The organism is Microcoleus sp. Z1_A1, from assembly GCF_036700305.1.
Taxonomy (GTDB): Bacteria; Cyanobacteriota; Cyanobacteriia; order Cyanobacteriales; family Microcoleaceae; genus Microcoleus.
The window spans coordinates 90052-105239 of sequence record NZ_JAUBOR010000002.1 but is presented as its reverse complement, the minus strand read 5'-3'; the positions used below and the strand labels follow the sequence as shown (position 1 = coordinate 105239).

Below are 15188 nucleotides of genomic sequence, written 5' to 3'. Positions count from 1 at the left end.
ATTGCTAGAGGATAATGCTGCACTCCAAATTATAATTACATTTTCAGGTCTACGGTCTTTTTAATAGACTCGCTCAGGGAAGTAATGGCATTGATTAAAGTCCCCAGTCTTTGTTTGAGAGCTTGGCTAAAATTCAGGTAATTCAAAGGTGCATTCTGCTTGAAGTATTGCAGTTCACTTTGAATCAACTTAGCTAGTTTGACAGTTTCCCCCTCAAGAAGATTGACTTCTTTCTTGGTTATGTTGACTTTAGCTGTGTCACCTTCAATTTCAAGAGCGCGGTTGTTGGCTTCGTCACCAATTTTTTCATTCTCGTTACTTGCCCAAAAAGCACTACCAGCCAAAGCTACACCACCAATCCCCCAGCCAATCGGCCCTGCTAGTGCCAGCAGTGCATTTCCAGCCACCATACCGCCACCACCCACAGTAAGAGCGCCACCTCCTAACCAGGCTAAAGCAGCATTAACGGCGGCTGCACCGGAAAGAGAAGCAATCGCAGTACCTGTTGAGGCTGTTCCAAAAGTTGTAGCAATTGCCATTGCTGCTGCTGGCCCAAAACAGGCAACTCCTGCTCCAGCCATGACTCCTGCACCACCTGCTGCTGCTACATTGCTGTTATGAGCCGCATAAATTAGATCCCAATCTTTGCCAGTAATTTCCTTGAGCTGAAACTTCAGTTTTGTAACGACTTTGCTAAACTCTTTTGGCGAATTGGCCAACGTGTTAATGTAATTTTCGCATAGTTGGATAATCTCAACCCCACGATTGACTCGCGTTTGATAAAGACTTCCAGCGGCATTTTGTAAATACTCACAATCTCTTTGGTACTTTTCTACTGCACGGCGCAGTCTATCTTGTGCCTCTTTTTTGTATTCGTGGTTAAACATTTACGGGTAAATACCTAATTATGAGGAGTTTGTGTTGATAACTCTGTCGAGCAGAAAACTCTACCGCCCAAGCAGTGAGCCTTCCCCCCACTCCAGGTGTAAAATTAATCACGATCCTGCTTTCATTGATACTAATCTAACTACCTTTAACAAAGAAACTAATCAGCATTAGGAATTGTGCTAGACTTTGATTATAAAAAATCCAGAAACCTATCCCCTGCAATGGCATCCTCTAACGATCGCTTCTCCGAAGCTGCCCGCGACTGGGACTTAGAAACTCTTTACACAGACCTAGCATCCGCCAAGGGAAAGCGGCTCACGCCCACAGAGAAACAACATCTACGGGGTCTACTCTGCGGCTACAGTCCCGCCGAAATTGCCGAAAGACTCAGTAAAAACCCCAAGGGAATTGCCGTAGATTTCTGTAATACTTTATACCAATACGTAAAAAATCTTGTAGGTAAAGCTGATGAAAAGGTAGAAAACTGGAGGAAGATTTGTGAATGGCTGGAGGACGCAGGATATAAAACTCAGCCATCTCCCGAACCTGAATCAGGCGATTGTTTATCCGCAAAAATTATAATAAAAAAAGCAAATGTAGTTCTTGATAAAAATCAAATCATAGTTGATATAAACCTGCGAATAGTCGCCTCCTCACCTTCAGAGATTCCCATTATAGAAAAGTTTGATATCAATAGCAATGGTGCAAACTAACGAAAGTGCGATCGAACTGAGATGTTGCACCATTCTCAATTACTTGTTTATGAACAGGCTTTTCGGCTTGTTCCACAAGAAAATTCACTCTTTGTGGAACAGGCCGAAAAGCCTGTTAAGCGAGAATGGTGCAAGATGTGCGATCGAACGCATCAGCTTAATGTTAGACCGAATAGCAATAAGGGCGGGCAAAATGCCCACCCCACATACTAGATATCGCTTTGATATCAGACTTAAATTTTTAATACCCCCAGGGGAATTCGAATCCCCGTCGCATCCGTGAAAGGGATGTGTCCTAGGCCTCTAGACGATGGGGGCGCGTCGTTGCGTTTGCTTGTGTTCCGCACCTTTATTACCTTAACTAATCTTTCCCAATCTGTCAACTACTTTGCGAAACTTTTTTTTCTACTCGTCCCAAAGCACGTCACAGTAGGCTTTGAGGATGGCGGCGCAATTGCCGATCGCCCCGAGATGAGCAATTTCAAAGCCGTGGGTGTTCTGGGTGGGGAAAGCCAAACAAGCGGCGCGGGCTACGTGGCCAAACTTCATCGCGATCGAAGCATCGCTCCCAAAACCGCTAATTACCGCCAACTGCACCTCTACATCGGCTGCTGCGGCGGCTGCGCGCAATTGGGCGTTTAATCCTTCATCGTAGACTCCATAGCCGTCCTGAACCAGCAAAACCGGGTTTTCGCTGTCACGAATCGGGTATTCCGGCGCCAGAGGGCAAATTTCCAAAGCGATCAGCGCGTCCAACGGCTGGCGCTGGGTGAAATACAAAGCTCCAATCGCCCCAACCTCCTCCTTCGCCGACGCTACCAAATAAACATTCACCGCAGGCTCTTTCAAACATTCCGCCAGAGCCAGCAAAATCGCCACTGAAGCCTTGTTGTCCAGAGTGTAGCTCGCGATCCAGTCCTTCAACCGCAGCGGGCGCTTGCGGTGCTTTCCCACCACCATCCGCGTGCCCGGTCGAATTCCGGCCTCGGCTAATTCCTCGGCGGTACACTTAGTTTCGATCCAGGCATTTTCCCACTTTAAAGAAACATCTTCCTGCTGAGCTTTCTGAGGAGATTCGTGAGAAACATGGCGGGAACCGAAGCTGAGAATGCCGCTAATTGTTTGCTTGTCTCCGAGCAAATCCACCACGCCTTCGCCGTAAACCCAAGGAAATGCGCCGCCCAATCTGCGGACTTCCACCCGGCCACTCTCGCCTATTGTTTTAACTAGGGCGCCAATTTCGTCTTTGTGGGCGGTAATGGCGATCGACTTTTCGGGATTGCGACCCTTAATTAGGGCGATCGCATTGTCCGCGCGATCGACCCAAGCATTCACTCCCAGGGCGGCGAATTTTTCCATCAACCGCTGGTTAATTTCCGATTCCGCACCGCTGGGTGAGTGCAGCATTACTAATTCTTCGATTGTTTGGAATAGGCGATCGAACTCTAACATTTTTTATTTTCGTTTTTAGGAGCGAATTTTGACATATATTAAAGCACATTTACTCACTCTTTCCCGGCGGTACACTTAGTTTCAATTCAGGCATTTTCCCACTTGAAAAAACATCTTCCTGCTGAGCTTTTTGAGGAGCTTAGGAATGAAGCAATTGGAGGCAGCAAAGGGCCATTGAGTAACAAGATTCATGCGATCGCGTGGATGCGTTGGGCAATCCGTTGGAGTTTCACCTCACCCCCCGACAAACTGGTGACGCGAGCAGGAGGCGACCAACTGCAGCCATTACTGGTGGCGGATACACTGCTGGCTAACAAGGGCTATGATCCAGATCAGCGCGTGATTGACCGCCTCAATGCCGAGGGGAAGACCACCGTCATTTCACCTCGCCGCAATTGCAAGACCCTGGAAACTTACGATGCTCAATTGTACAAAGCCCGTCATTTGATTAAGAACTTTTTTCCCAAGCTGAAGCAGTATCAGGGAATCGCGACGCGCTATCACCCTAGGCGGTGAACTTTCCGGCGTGCGATTCTTCTGGTTGCTGCCGTCATCGGGTTGAATTGATGACACCCCCTAAATTAACTTGACAGTGCCGTAAACTAATATGCCTAACCTCTTGAGCACCTTCTTTTCTAGTAATTTCATTCCTCACGGGCATTGTTACCTCTGGAAACCGGGGTTAGTCTGGCTGCACTTAACGTCCGATGCCTTGACTACCCTCGCTTATTACTCGGTGGCGTTTGCCATTGTTTACTTTACGAATGAGCGTAAGGATCTGCCTGCTCACACCGTGATGCTGCTGGTGGGTTTCTTTTTTATTTTTGCCTTATGTGGCACGACGCACCTAATGGGAATAGTGACACTTTGGCACCCCATTTATTGGGTTTCAGGACTGATCAAAGCTGTCACTGGTGTTTGGTCTTTCTATACGTTCACTTTTTTACTGATTCCCTTAATTCCAGTGGCACTCGATACGCCCAGTCCAGCTCAACTTGCCCTTACAAACCAGGAACTAGAAAATAGTCGCCGCCGTATCCAGGCGATTAATGTGGAGCTAGAGCAACGGGTGCAGGAACGCACTGCCCAACTGGAAGCGTCTAATCGCACCAAAGACGAATTATTGAAGCGTGAACAAGTAATTCGGGCAGAGGCAGAGGCCGCCAACCGTGCCAAGGATGAGTTTCTCTCGATTCTTTCTCATGAACTCAGAACTCCTCTCAACGCGATCTTAGGATGGTCAACGATGTTACGGCAAAAAAACCTGAGTGAGGATAAGGTGGCGCGGGCTTTGGAGACGATCGAGCGAAACGCGAAGTCTCAAGCCCAGCTCATCGAAGACATCCTCGATGTTTCTCGCATCATCACAGGTAAACTGCGCCTCCGAGTCCGTCCTGTCAACCTCGTGCCGGTGATTGAATCGGCGATTGAGTCTGTACAATTGGCTGCTGAGGCAAAGTCTATTCGCCTGCAAAGCGTGCTCGATTCTGAAGCTGGCCCGCTCTTGGGTGATGCCGATAGGTTGCAGCAAGTTGTGTGGAATCTACTTTCTAATGCCCTCAAATTTACCCCTAAAGACGGGCGAGTCCAGATTCGTTTGCAGCGGGTTAATTCCCATGTTGAAATTACTGTCAGCGACACTGGAGCAGGCATCAGCTCGGACTTTCTACCGTTTGTCTTCGATCGCTTCAGCCAGCACGACAGCACGACTACTCGCAGTTATGGGGGGTTGGGTTTAGGGTTAGCCATTGTGCGTCAATTAGTTGAATTACATGGCGGGACTGTAACGGTAGTGAGTCCAGGGATAGGACAGGGGACGACTTTTACAGTCAAACTGCCGGTGATGATTATCCATCTACCACCGAGCGATCCAGAGCCATTAAACTCGATCGTCGAGGCGAATGGGAGGTTTCAGGCCTCGCCCACCCTTGAAGGCTTACAAATCTTAGTGGTAGAGGACGAGGCTGACGCCCTAGAGTTGCTGAGCACAATTCTGGAAAAGTATGGTGCTCATGTCATGGCTGTGGCTTCGGTAAAGGAGGCTTTGAGCATTATCGAAACCGCAACTGATCGCAGCCCCGATGTTTTAGTGAGCGATATTGGGATGCCGGATGAGGATGGCTACTCCCTGATCCGCAAGCTGCGTCAACTTGAAGCGCTGCGGGGCGGTAGGCTACCCGCGATCGCGCTGACGGCTTATGCCCGGAATGACGATCGTCAGCAGGCACTATTAGCAGGTTTTCAGATGCATTTGACCAAACCCGTAGATGCTGCCGAGTTAGTGGCGGTGGTGGCCAGCCTCACCGGACGTACAAGCAGGTGCTAAAACCCAGGTGTTCAAGAACAAATGTTGCGTTTGAGAATAATGGGCTTTTTGTCAGCAGCACAAACCTCTGTTAACTTGATTCAGGCAACAAGTCTACTGTATCCAGGATAGGAAGCACTCAGAGTGGTTATCGAGTAGAGCCTGCGTGAGTGCTAGATTCTCTAGGGTGCGAATTTCATCTTTGTCAGCGGTAATGGCGATCGACTTTTGGGGATTGCGGTCGGGAATTAGGGCGATCGCATTGTTTGCACGATCGAGCCAAGCATTCACTCGCGGGCTGGCGAATTTTTCCCTCAACCGCTAGTTAATTTCCGACTCCGCAGCCCTGGCGAAGTGGAGCCTTACTAACTGTTCAATTGTTGGGAGCAGTCGATCGCACTCTAACATTTTTCAATTCCGTGTTTTGCAGCGCCTTTTGACATATATTAAAGCATATTTACTCTTGTGAACAAAAAAATAACTCTCTGTCATGATATCTAGCGCCTTCTCAACAAACTCCGAATCAGCCGGATTGGTTGACTAAAACTATCGCCTTCAGGTTGAATTTGCATAGTTCAACTAGATTTACAAGCGGTGCAAAATGTGAATTAAGCTGTGGAGCATTTAAACCAGTAACGAGGCTAGTAGGGTGCGTCAGGAGTGAACCCTTACGCTGAAACGGAAAACCTTAGATGCTGACGCACCTTACGCAAGCCCTTTAAATGCCGAACAGCTTATTACTTAGGAATGAGAATTAAATAACTTCCACAAGTGTGTGGGATGGGCGTCCCGCCCGTCCCACAATAACAATTAAAATTGTAAGTTATTTAATTCGCGATCCTTAGAGGCTTTTCCATCATCGAACGTTATGTTAAAAAAATGAAAACAAATCTCCATCTCTCCCTATGCTTGTCCATAAACTTCAGCAACTCGTGCAGGGCCAAATTAGAGCAAAAAATTTAGGGATTAAATTTAACAGAGTTGCTAACTTTCAATTACCCGAACAATTAATTGTGCAAGGAAAACTGCATCAAGTAAACGTGCCTTCAGAGAAAGGCATGGACGGAGAATTTATAGAAGTGCTTTTAGACGACTGCTACGGAGTCGAGAAATTATCTGAATTGCTGACGACAATTATTGATATTGGAGCCAATGTCGGCTTATTTCCGATTGCTGCGAGGAACAGATTTCCCCAAGCCGTAATTCACGCCTACGAAGCTACTCCATACCTAGAAAATTATCTCAAACATCAATCTCAAATCGCAAAATTTACATATTTTATGGAAGCAGTAGGATGTCGAGATGGTAAAGTAGTCCTCGACATTCGGGAAGTTTCGGCAAAAACCCGATCGACAGTTAGCGAAAGCGGCGAAATACCAAGGATATAATTTCGTAGGGCGATCGAGCGAATTGGTGGTAGCGTCGATTTAGCCAAATTATACTGCGAAGGTGCAGAATGGCTGTTATTTGAAGATCGAGATACTTGGCAACTTGTGCAAAACCTTTCTTTAGCATCCCGAACCTGCAACCCTCAAGGATATAGCAGATGTTGAAGAAGGAAGTTCGGCAACGGATTCGCTTTCTTCTGATGTAACGGAGCTCAGAAAGAAAGTTGGTTGTGCTGGAGTTGTGGTGATAAGTTACAGCAGAGGGAGATCAGGGTTTGGATCGCGGGCTTACAGTGGCATTTTTTTTGCGGAGTGGCATAACTACTCGGAATCCACAAATATGGCAATTCGTCAAGCGCTAGTGGGAGAGGGTAAATTAGTGTTAGGTAGAGAAAAATCTACAGGCAGTATCGAAGTGCCTGTGCCATTCGGCTTGCCAGCAGGATCGGGCTGGTAAAGTTGGATACGATCGCGCCCAAGTCGTTTAGCTTGATACAGCGCTTGGTCGGCTGCAGCAATCAGAATTTCGGCTCCCGATTCAGATCCAGGAACAATACTCGCTACGCCCAGGCTGAGAGTGACGTAGGGGCTCACCTGAGAACCAGCGTGAGGCAGCTCCAAAGCTGCGATTTTGAGCTGTATGTGTTCGGCTACCAACACCGCGCCTTGAATCGCGGTATTGGGCAAAATAACGGCAAATTCTTCGCCTCCGTAGCGAGCTACTAAATCTGCTGGCCGATTGACTGCATCGGCGATCGCCGCGGCGACTTGTCGCAAACATTCGTCTCCGCCTTGATGCCCGTAGGTATCGTTGTAGCTTTTAAAAGAATCAATATCGCAGAGAATCAGGGACAGAGGCGTTTGTTCCCTGGCTTGTCTGTGCCACTCCATTTCTAAATACTGATCGAAACGGCGGCGGTTGGCTAGCTGCGTGAGTTCGTCTAAAGTTGCCAAGCGCTCTAACTTGAGGTTGGCCGCTTGCAACTGCTGGTAGAGTTCTGCTTGCTTGATGGCGATCGCCAACTGGGTGGCCAGAGAAGACAGCAACTCTACTTCCAACTGCATCCACTGCCGGGGACTGCACTGGTGGGCCATCAGCAGCCCCCACAACTCGTCTCCTTGCACTAAAGGCACAACCAAATAAGCTCTCACCGCGAATTGTGCGAGCAAGTCAATTTGATATTGTGGCAAATCTGCAGCCAAGATATCGGCGATCGGTCGGATCGCTCGATGTTGGTACGCTTCGAGATAAAACTGGTCAAAACAGAAATTTTCCAGGGTTTCCCCCAACATCGGCTGGCAGTTGGCAGCTACAGATTCCACTGTCACCGCCCCCGTCGCCGGGCCGGCGCCGAAACTGCCGGTACAGGTGTTAAAGCGGACGATCATCACTCGATCGGCCTGAAGGAACTGACGCACTTCTGTCACTGTCGTGCGGAGCACTTCGCCCAAATCCAGAGACTGGCGGATGTGCTGAGTAATCGTCGCCATCAGCAGTTCTCGTTCGTTCTGCTGCCGCAGCGTCTCTTCTGCCCGCTTGTACTCAGTGATATCTTGAGCGGTGCCGAAAATTTGTTTGGGACAGCCGTCGGCTGTGCGGGCGAAAACTTGGTCGCGGCAGCGAAACCAGCGCCATTGGCCCGATCGATGTTTGAGCCGATATTCCAACTCCAAAATATGCCCGTCTTGAGTCGAGGGAAATTTTTTCTGGTGGGCTTTGAGCCTCGGCAAATCTTCTGGGTACACCAAACTGGAGTACAAAGCAGTTTGCATCTGTAAAATTTCTTGGGGAGTGTAGCCCAGCAATTTAGAAGCTTGACCGTTGACGTAGACGTTGCGCTGTTGGGTCAAATCGTAGATGTAGAGCAAATAAGGCGCCGCGTCAGCAATTTGCTGGATGAAATGCTGGCTCGATCGCAATTCTTCCTCCACCCGCTGACGCACTTGCACTTCTTCCACAGCTTGATCCCGCATTGTGCGGTAAGCTTGGATGCGATGGGTGAGGTCGGTCACGTCTTGAATCACCAGCAGCGCGTAGAACGATGGGGCATTGACCCCCGGCCATATTGATGACGAAACTGAGGGTGGAGATTCCCTAGACACAAAAGCACTTCTTGACGATCGGGAGCCGACAGTACCGTCTGATTCCAACTCAAGAGTATGGAGAACCCAGTCTCTAATCTCCTGTTCTTCAATGCCAGCCTCTACGGCCGGCACAGCAGTCACAGTAGTTTGCTGAATTCGCTGCTGGCCGTCTTGCCAAGTTGCCGGAATCAGGTGTTTGTGAATTTGAGAAGAAAAAATTGTTGGCGGGCCTCCTGCAAAGATTTGCTTGAAGCGAGTGGCGTACTTTAACTGACTCAGGTGAGGAAAATGGGTTGTGATCTTTGTTCCCAATATTTGGCTGCGGGAAATTTTAGTCCACTCTTCGAGACAAGTGTTCCAAAACAGCACCACAAAATCCTCTTGCAGCAAGCAGGCGCCGACTGGTACGCTGTCGAGAACCCCAAACTTTTCCTTAATACTTTTGCTCTCCTCAATCATAGACCCCCGGCAAGTTGATTGATAGCAGTCAACAAGGTGTCAAAGGAATTAACATTGAAAATAAGAATGATATCTCCTTCAATGTGAAGCCTTTCAATCATGAAACTGGTCTGGGCTAATAAAACAACTGTATCAGTAGCTAAACCGCCAGATATCAGCAAACTAGCAATCGTCCCTTCGCTATAAGTGGGAATTGAATAGTTCAGGCGCTGCTGAAGTACGTTGCTGATTGCACCCATGACCCCATTAATTACAATATTTCCCACTTCACTCAGCGTACCAATTTTGACTGAATCGAGATCCTGAGTTCCAGCTTCTTCCCCTGTCAGCATTGTCACCAGCAGGGCAGCGCTGTTTGTGGGAAAGACTAGCTGGGCAATGCCTCCAAAGGAGCCTGTGAATTTGAGCTGGACAGCGGCGATTTGCTCGCCGTTGAGGTGTTGCTCTAACTCTTCTGCCACGTCGATGGGAGTCAGAATCTGAAGGTAGGGAATTTGCAAGCGAATCGGGGAGTCGATCATGTCGTTCAAAACCCCTGCGGCTTGACCGATCCCGATGTTGACGAGTTCCTGCAAAGCATCGAGCTGTCGAGTGCTTAATTTCATTGGGTGTTCTCCTCGCTGACACTGAGAGCTTTTTTGATCCACCCGATTAGTTCGTCTGAGTTGGGCATTTTGTGAATGACTGCTAGGGCTCCGAGTTCCATGCACTCGGAGCGTGTGCTGGCTTGGATGTCTGCGGTAATGACGATCACTGGAATTTTATATCCTCGATCGCGCATGGCTTGCAGGACTTCCCTACCTTCCATTTCCGGCATCAGCAAATCCAAGAGCATACAGTTTGGGGTTTTAGTGCCGAGCAGTTCTAGAGCTTCTGGGCCGCTGGATGCTTCCCAAGTCTCGTATCCTTCTGCTCGCAGGATTTTGCAGATTACCCTGCGAGTCAACCACGAATCTTCGACAACGAGAATTGATGTCACTACGTTCTCCTCCTTCTATTGTTTAGGACTGACCGGCGTTGCAGGTACTGCTTTTATCTTGACAGTAATTTAAAGTGCTGAGACGGTGTGCGATCGAGCTTCACTTGCAATTCCTGTTCTTAAAAACTAACGCATTAATGTATTGGATAGTTTAGTATCTTGGACTATGTGAAGAAAAAACCCGGTTTCTGAATGAAACCAGGTTTGCGGGATCTCTATTGCTCCTAACATGGGCGCTCAATTATAGATTACCAAACGCTTCCGGAGGGACTCTACTCGCTGTTTAGCCGTGGTATTGTCTGGCTCGCAGGCGAGAGCTTGTTCGTAGATTTCCAAGGCTTGAGCTGTTAATTTTTTGCGCTCGTAGGCGTGACCCAGATTATTGAGAGATGTAACGTATTCTGGCTGCAACTTCAGGGCTTCTTTGTAGTGGCGGATGGCGATGTCGTACTGTTCTTGGCCAAAGTGTGCAAAACCGAGGGCGTTGTAGATAACAGCTTGATTTTCTTCGCCTTCTAAGTCTTTGGCTTTCAGGGCTTTTTGAAACAGTACGATCGCCTGGGAGTAAAGCTTCTTATCTAGATAGATACTTCCTAATTCGTAGTATTCCTGCGCTGTTCCTTTTTCTACGGTCAGCTTATTTTCTAAGCGTTCCAGAGACATTTCCAGCTTCCGAGTTTTGAGAATCTGGCGCACCACAAACCAGGAAGTGCTGCCGAGTATAGCGAGCAGGACTGACAAGTAAATAATGAGCAAATTACTATCCATGTTTTTCTTAAAATTAGGTAGGTCTGTGGAAGGTTTTATTTATTTTAAGGCAGTAGAAATCTCTGATATCTGCTTCTGCAACTGTATAAAAAACAACGAAATAGCGATCGACTGGCCCGATCGCGATTTCTGAAAAAGCAAGAGTCCAGAAGTAAGAACAAAGAAGGAAAGTTTGTCTCAACCTCCTAAATTTATCAGGAGTTTTCCTTCTCTGGCAGACCGTTAAATCTTTCTTACTTCTGCTTTCTGCCTTCTGAAAATCAAGCTAACTTTCAGCCTCCGGCTCGATTAGCCATTTCCACGACTTTACCGAATGTTGCCGGGTCAACGATCGCCATTTGTGCCAGCATTTTGCGGTTGATTTCGATGTTGGCCTTTTTCATGTTGCCGATCAGTCTGCTGTAGCTCGTGCCGTGCTGGCGCGATGCAGCATTGATCCGAGCAATCCACAGGCGGCGGAAATCGCGTTTGCGTTTTTTGCGATCGCGATAACCGTTACGCAGGGCCTGCATCACCCGTTGGTTAGCTGTGCGGAACTGTTTCGACTGTGCGCCTCGGAAACCCTTGGCTAATTTGAGAATTTTTTTGCGGCGCGCTCTGGCGACATTACCGCGTTTTACCCGTGTCATCTTTAATTTCCGTTAAACTTTACAAGTATGGAAGCATTAACCGCACGTTAGCGTCGTTGGTCTCGTCGATGACGACCAGCTTAGAGAGACGGCTTTTGCGAGCTGAACTTTTGTGCTGTAGCAAGTGGCTTTTGTAAGCTTTGCGGCGCACAATTTTACCGCTGCCGGTCGCTCTAAAGCGCTTTGCGGCTGCTTTGCGAGTTTTGAGTTTTGGCATGGACTGGTGTTATTTGGACACAAGCTTCAACCGTATCACATTTGTGGTACTTTCTGCAAGGGAGATTTGCGGGTTGGGGGCGGCACTGTATTTACTGCGATATACAGGAGGGGCGATCGGGCGATCGGCTAATCTTGTGGTTGTTTGCTGCAGTTAACAAATAGTATAAAATGTTATACTGCCGTTGCGGTATCATAAAGGCTTATCAACAGAGTTAATATTTGAAACCTGTTCGTGAGGCAGGATAATTAAATTGAATATCCAACCTTAATTATTGATTCGGGCGCTTACATATCCCATGGAAAAAATCCCTGGAAAATATCCATTGCTCAGTAATGACAACTTCAACGAACATTACTTTGCTAATTATAGCGGTTCTGGGGTAAATGAGGTACACAATTCCACTAAAAAAGCTTGATAACACAGGGTTTTGGCGTACTCCATCTTTCTGAGAAAGGCTATATGTCATAAATGTACTGGCGAAATCAATAAGTGCTTAATTGGAATTACCCGAAATATATAGCGTAAAAGCTTCAGCCGGGAAAGATTCTTGGGCAAAAGTTCCTTGGATAGCAATATTTAACAACCTTGTAACTGAGAGTTTCCAGTCGTGGTTTTACGGGAGCATCTCATATTTGTAAAAACACTTCTTCTGGCTGCTTCCTTCTGACTCTTTCCTCCTGCCTCCTGCTCCGCAGCAAGAGAGCCTCAAAACTCCAATTTCTAGCTTAGCTGCTTTCATTGAGATGCTCCCGGTTTTACTGTGTTTATTTCGCGCCTACTTCTCGGAAATTTATCCTTCTCTCAATCAAGGAATAGCAGATCAAAGAAATACAGCATATTCCATGTATATGTAGTACACACAAGAAGAGAGACGCGAGTAAGGTGCAGATACACCCGTCAATCTACAATCTTTATCAAATATGAAGCAGATCCGCACCCTACCGATTAACACCACATAAGGAATGAGAATTAAATAACTACCACTCTTGAAAGTGGGATGGGCTCTTATAGCCCGTCCACTCATGACGGGCTATAAGAGCCCATCCCACAATAACAATTAAAATTGTAAGTTATTTAATTCCCGATCCTAAGCCTCGTTACTCGTTTAAATGCTCCACAGCTTAGGGGATGTCGCTCACCCGATGCGACCATCCTTATGATTAGGGGTTACTATCGCATTTGAGCAAGACTTAAGTGTCAAATAATTTGCTAAACTTGTCCATAGTTAATCGCCGAGAGAAAGTTCTATGTGGAAAGTGGCAGAATTCGCAAAATTAGTGGGAGTCTCAAGCTCTACGTTACGGCGCTGGGAAAAGGAAGGCAAGTTAATCCCTGAGAGGACACTGGGTAACCAGCGTGTTTATTCAGAAAGTCACCTAAATATAGTCCGGAACCTCAAAACCGGTAAAACGCCACCCCATCGGGTGATCGTATATTGTCGCGTCTCGTCCACTGGACAAAAACAAGACTTACTTCGTCAGACACAAGCTATGGAACAATTCTGCTTGGCGCAAGGAGTTGCTATCACAGACTCCATTCAGGAGATTGGGGGTGGACTTAATTTCAAACGTCCCAAATTTCTGCAAATCTTACAATGGGCGATGCTGGGCGATGTTAGGGTGTTGTACGTGGCCCATAAAGATCGCCTGTGCCGATTTGGTTTTGAACTTGTCGAGCAAATTCTAGAGTGGAATGGCGGGACAATTATCGTCGCCAACGCCGAAAGCCTTTCACCGCATGAAGAATTGACTCAAGACTTGCTTTCGATAATCCACTGTTTTTCTTCCCGCCTCTACGGACTGCGGAAATACAAAGCTAAAGTTAAGAATATTGTAGAGGGTATAGATCCTTGTTCGGATTCCTCTATAGTGAATCAAGTAAGCAGCTCCAAGTAAGTTTAACTATATTTGGCGTCAAACTATCGCTAAAATTGAATAACAATGAAGCAACCTTGGTGGCCAAACACCTAGGATTTTGGCACGTAGTATTTAATTGTGGATTAAGCCGGAGAACCCAAATGTATAGCAATGGGAAGCTTTCTGACTCCAAGGTACTCAACGAAGTCAAAAAAATTCTCACCAACCACGTCAAGAAACAGCCTAAATTCGTTTGGATGAACCAGTTGTATAGTCGAGTTTATCAAAATGCTTTGATTGACTTGAAAGATGCGTTTAGTCGATATCGTTCGGGAAAAGCAGGTTATCCAAAATTCGCTAAGCTGTGGAGCATTTAAACCATTAACGATCCAGGTAAGGTGCGCCATTCGCGAACACTTACTATACATGGGAAACGCTTATTGACCAAGAATTTCTTGATGGTACCCGCCACGTGATTTATCCGTGGAATCAATCCAAAATCTAAAATCTCAAATCCTTGCGTCCCCCGAATTTATCTCGCGCAAGTCAATCCAAAATCTAAAATCTAAAATCTAAAATCGAATGACGCTGGGCCCCCTACTATCCTCCTTTAAAGGTCGAACAGCTTAGCCTCCGGGGAGGTATTTAAGTTGGATATAGTAGTGAACTCTCAATACAAACCTTTCGGGATTTTCGGGATTGGGAATTAGACGCGGATTTTTGCAATCTACTAGCAAATCGAAAGTGTCTAACACAGTGTGACCGATGAATACGATATCGCCTAAAACCATTACCGCATCAATCGTTTCGCGCCCTTGCATTTCAATGATAATCGGCCCAGTAAAACCCACTGTTTCTTGTCGGCTATCAGCATATTTTGCTATTTCCTGACCACCAATTTCTTCATGTGGTAGCCGCCACGTGATTTATCCGTGGAATCAATCCAAAATCGAAAATCGAAAATCCTCAATAAAGAGCATTTATCTGTGGGGTCGCCTCTAAAATCTAAAATCTAAAATCTAAAATCTAAAATCGATTGACTCCTAATTCTTAAACCCAGGTGTTCGCGGACTTCTACAGGAATAGCTGTGCGTACCGTACCAGTATCTATGAGTGCTTCTGCTTCGTACACACGCAACAGATTTGGATTGAGCAATCCTCTTTGGACTACCTCTGCATCAATGGCATTCGTTAGCTTGACTTTGACTCGAACTGCACCCATATTTTTGCGGGATTGAGTTTGAGCGCGATCGAGATTTATCATATCGCCTCTTTTCGTCTAGAAAGTCTACCTTTGATTCTAGCCCTAATTGATGGTTGTAAGGTTCGCAATGCACACCCTACAAGTAGAGTTTGTACGTAAGTCTTACAGCGTATTTCTGGTTTAGGAAGTGCAGTAGGGACAAAGGCTTTCGCCGTATCCCTACGGGCTTCTATCACTCTTGT

General features: G+C 46.9%; 18 protein-coding genes and 1 tRNA gene. 7 read left to right on the top strand and 12 right to left on the bottom strand.

Features of this window, described 5'->3' with window-relative positions; translation table 11 throughout:
• Positions 1 to 35: 35 nt before the first annotated feature.
• Positions 36 to 887, bottom strand: coding sequence for a hypothetical protein (locus tag QT973_RS01630; protein WP_333270946.1), 852 nt, complete (start codon positions 885 to 887; stop codon positions 36 to 38).
• Positions 888 to 1109: 222 nt separating this feature from the next.
• Here QT973_RS01630 and QT973_RS01625 point away from each other — a divergent pair, with 222 nt between their 5' ends.
• Positions 1110 to 1601 carry a helix-turn-helix domain-containing protein gene (locus QT973_RS01625; RefSeq protein WP_333259253.1) on the top strand — a complete coding sequence of 164 codons (492 nt, stop codon included), beginning with the start codon at positions 1110 to 1112 and terminating at the stop codon, positions 1599 to 1601.
• A 245-nt stretch (positions 1602 to 1846) separates the two neighbouring features.
• Here QT973_RS01625 and QT973_RS01620 read toward each other — a convergent pair.
• Both QT973_RS01620 and QT973_RS01615 read right to left on the bottom strand, forming a co-directional pair.
• Positions 1847 to 1919, bottom strand: a tRNA-Glu gene (locus QT973_RS01620).
• An 87-nt stretch (positions 1920 to 2006) separates the two neighbouring features.
• Complete coding sequence (locus tag QT973_RS01615; RefSeq protein WP_333298212.1) at positions 2007 to 3053, bottom strand: M42 family peptidase; 1047 nt, start codon at positions 3051 to 3053, stop codon at positions 2007 to 2009.
• 102 nt (positions 3054 to 3155) lie between these two features.
• Here QT973_RS01615 and QT973_RS01610 point away from each other — a divergent pair, with 102 nt between their 5' ends.
• Both QT973_RS01610 and QT973_RS01605 read left to right on the top strand, forming a co-directional pair.
• Positions 3156 to 3569, top strand: coding sequence for a hypothetical protein (locus tag QT973_RS01610; protein WP_333053721.1), 414 nt, complete (start codon positions 3156 to 3158; stop codon positions 3567 to 3569).
• 91 nt (positions 3570 to 3660) lie between these two features.
• Positions 3661 to 5379, top strand: a complete 1719-nt coding sequence (locus tag QT973_RS01605) for an ATP-binding protein (RefSeq protein WP_333053720.1) — start codon at positions 3661 to 3663, stop codon at positions 5377 to 5379.
• 93 nt (positions 5380 to 5472) lie between these two features.
• Here the strand turns inward: QT973_RS01605 and QT973_RS01600 are convergent, their stop codons facing one another.
• Positions 5473 to 5676, bottom strand: coding sequence for a hypothetical protein (locus tag QT973_RS01600; RefSeq protein ID WP_333053719.1), 204 nt, complete (start codon positions 5674 to 5676; stop codon positions 5473 to 5475).
• 587 nt (positions 5677 to 6263) lie between these two features.
• Here QT973_RS01600 and QT973_RS01595 point away from each other — a divergent pair.
• Complete coding sequence (locus QT973_RS01595; protein ID WP_333053718.1) at positions 6264 to 6746, top strand: hypothetical protein; 483 nt, start codon at positions 6264 to 6266, stop codon at positions 6744 to 6746.
• 351 nt (positions 6747 to 7097) lie between these two features.
• Here the strand turns inward: QT973_RS01595 and QT973_RS01590 are convergent, their stop codons facing one another.
• From QT973_RS01590 to rpmI, 6 genes are all read right to left on the bottom strand, one after another.
• Positions 7098 to 9290 (bottom strand): diguanylate cyclase domain-containing protein, encoded by a 2193-nt coding sequence (locus QT973_RS01590; RefSeq protein ID WP_333053717.1) that lies wholly within the window; start codon positions 9288 to 9290, stop codon positions 7098 to 7100.
• Positions 9287 to 9895: a chemotaxis protein CheC gene (locus tag QT973_RS01585; RefSeq protein WP_333053716.1), complete on the bottom strand. Its 609-nt coding sequence runs from the start codon at positions 9893 to 9895 to the stop codon at positions 9287 to 9289. Before QT973_RS01585 ends, QT973_RS01590 begins: the two co-directional genes overlap by 4 nt.
• Positions 9892 to 10269, bottom strand: a complete 378-nt coding sequence (locus tag QT973_RS01580) for a response regulator (protein WP_333053715.1) — start codon at positions 10267 to 10269, stop codon at positions 9892 to 9894. The genes QT973_RS01585 and QT973_RS01580 overlap by 4 nt, the downstream gene beginning before the upstream one ends.
• A gap of 237 nt (positions 10270 to 10506) precedes the next feature.
• Positions 10507 to 11037, bottom strand: coding sequence for a tetratricopeptide repeat protein (locus QT973_RS01575; RefSeq protein ID WP_333053714.1), 531 nt, complete (start codon positions 11035 to 11037; stop codon positions 10507 to 10509).
• Between the two features lie 272 nt (positions 11038 to 11309).
• Entirely contained in the window at positions 11310 to 11666 is a 357-nt protein-coding gene (rplT, locus tag QT973_RS01570) for a 50S ribosomal protein L20 (protein WP_333053713.1), read from the bottom strand.
• A 19-nt stretch (positions 11667 to 11685) separates the two neighbouring features.
• A complete protein-coding gene (gene rpmI, locus QT973_RS01565) occupies positions 11686 to 11883 on the bottom strand; it encodes a 50S ribosomal protein L35 (protein ID WP_006634164.1) in 198 nt (65 codons plus the stop codon).
• Positions 11884 to 12383: 500 nt separating this feature from the next.
• On the opposite strand from rpmI, the gene QT973_RS26990 reads away from it, so the two are divergent.
• From QT973_RS26990 to QT973_RS01555, 3 genes are all read left to right on the top strand, one after another.
• On the top strand, positions 12384 to 12524 hold the full coding sequence (locus QT973_RS26990; RefSeq protein WP_445243015.1) for an MrcB family domain-containing protein: 141 nt from the start codon (positions 12384 to 12386) through the stop codon (positions 12522 to 12524).
• A gap of 609 nt (positions 12525 to 13133) precedes the next feature.
• Positions 13134 to 13781, top strand: coding sequence for an IS607 family transposase (locus QT973_RS01560; protein ID WP_333053712.1), 648 nt, complete (start codon positions 13134 to 13136; stop codon positions 13779 to 13781).
• A gap of 122 nt (positions 13782 to 13903) precedes the next feature.
• On the top strand, positions 13904 to 14119 hold the full coding sequence (locus QT973_RS01555) for a hypothetical protein (protein WP_333053711.1): 216 nt from the start codon (positions 13904 to 13906) through the stop codon (positions 14117 to 14119).
• A gap of 249 nt (positions 14120 to 14368) precedes the next feature.
• Here QT973_RS01555 and QT973_RS01550 read toward each other — a convergent pair whose 3' ends face one another.
• Both QT973_RS01550 and QT973_RS01545 read right to left on the bottom strand, forming a co-directional pair.
• On the bottom strand, positions 14369 to 14563 hold the full coding sequence (locus QT973_RS01550; RefSeq protein WP_333338503.1) for a hypothetical protein: 195 nt from the start codon (positions 14561 to 14563) through the stop codon (positions 14369 to 14371).
• Between the two features lie 191 nt (positions 14564 to 14754).
• Positions 14755 to 15006, bottom strand: a complete 252-nt coding sequence (locus tag QT973_RS01545) for a hypothetical protein (protein ID WP_333053709.1) — start codon at positions 15004 to 15006, stop codon at positions 14755 to 14757.
• Between the last annotated feature and the right edge of the window lie 182 nt (positions 15007 to 15188).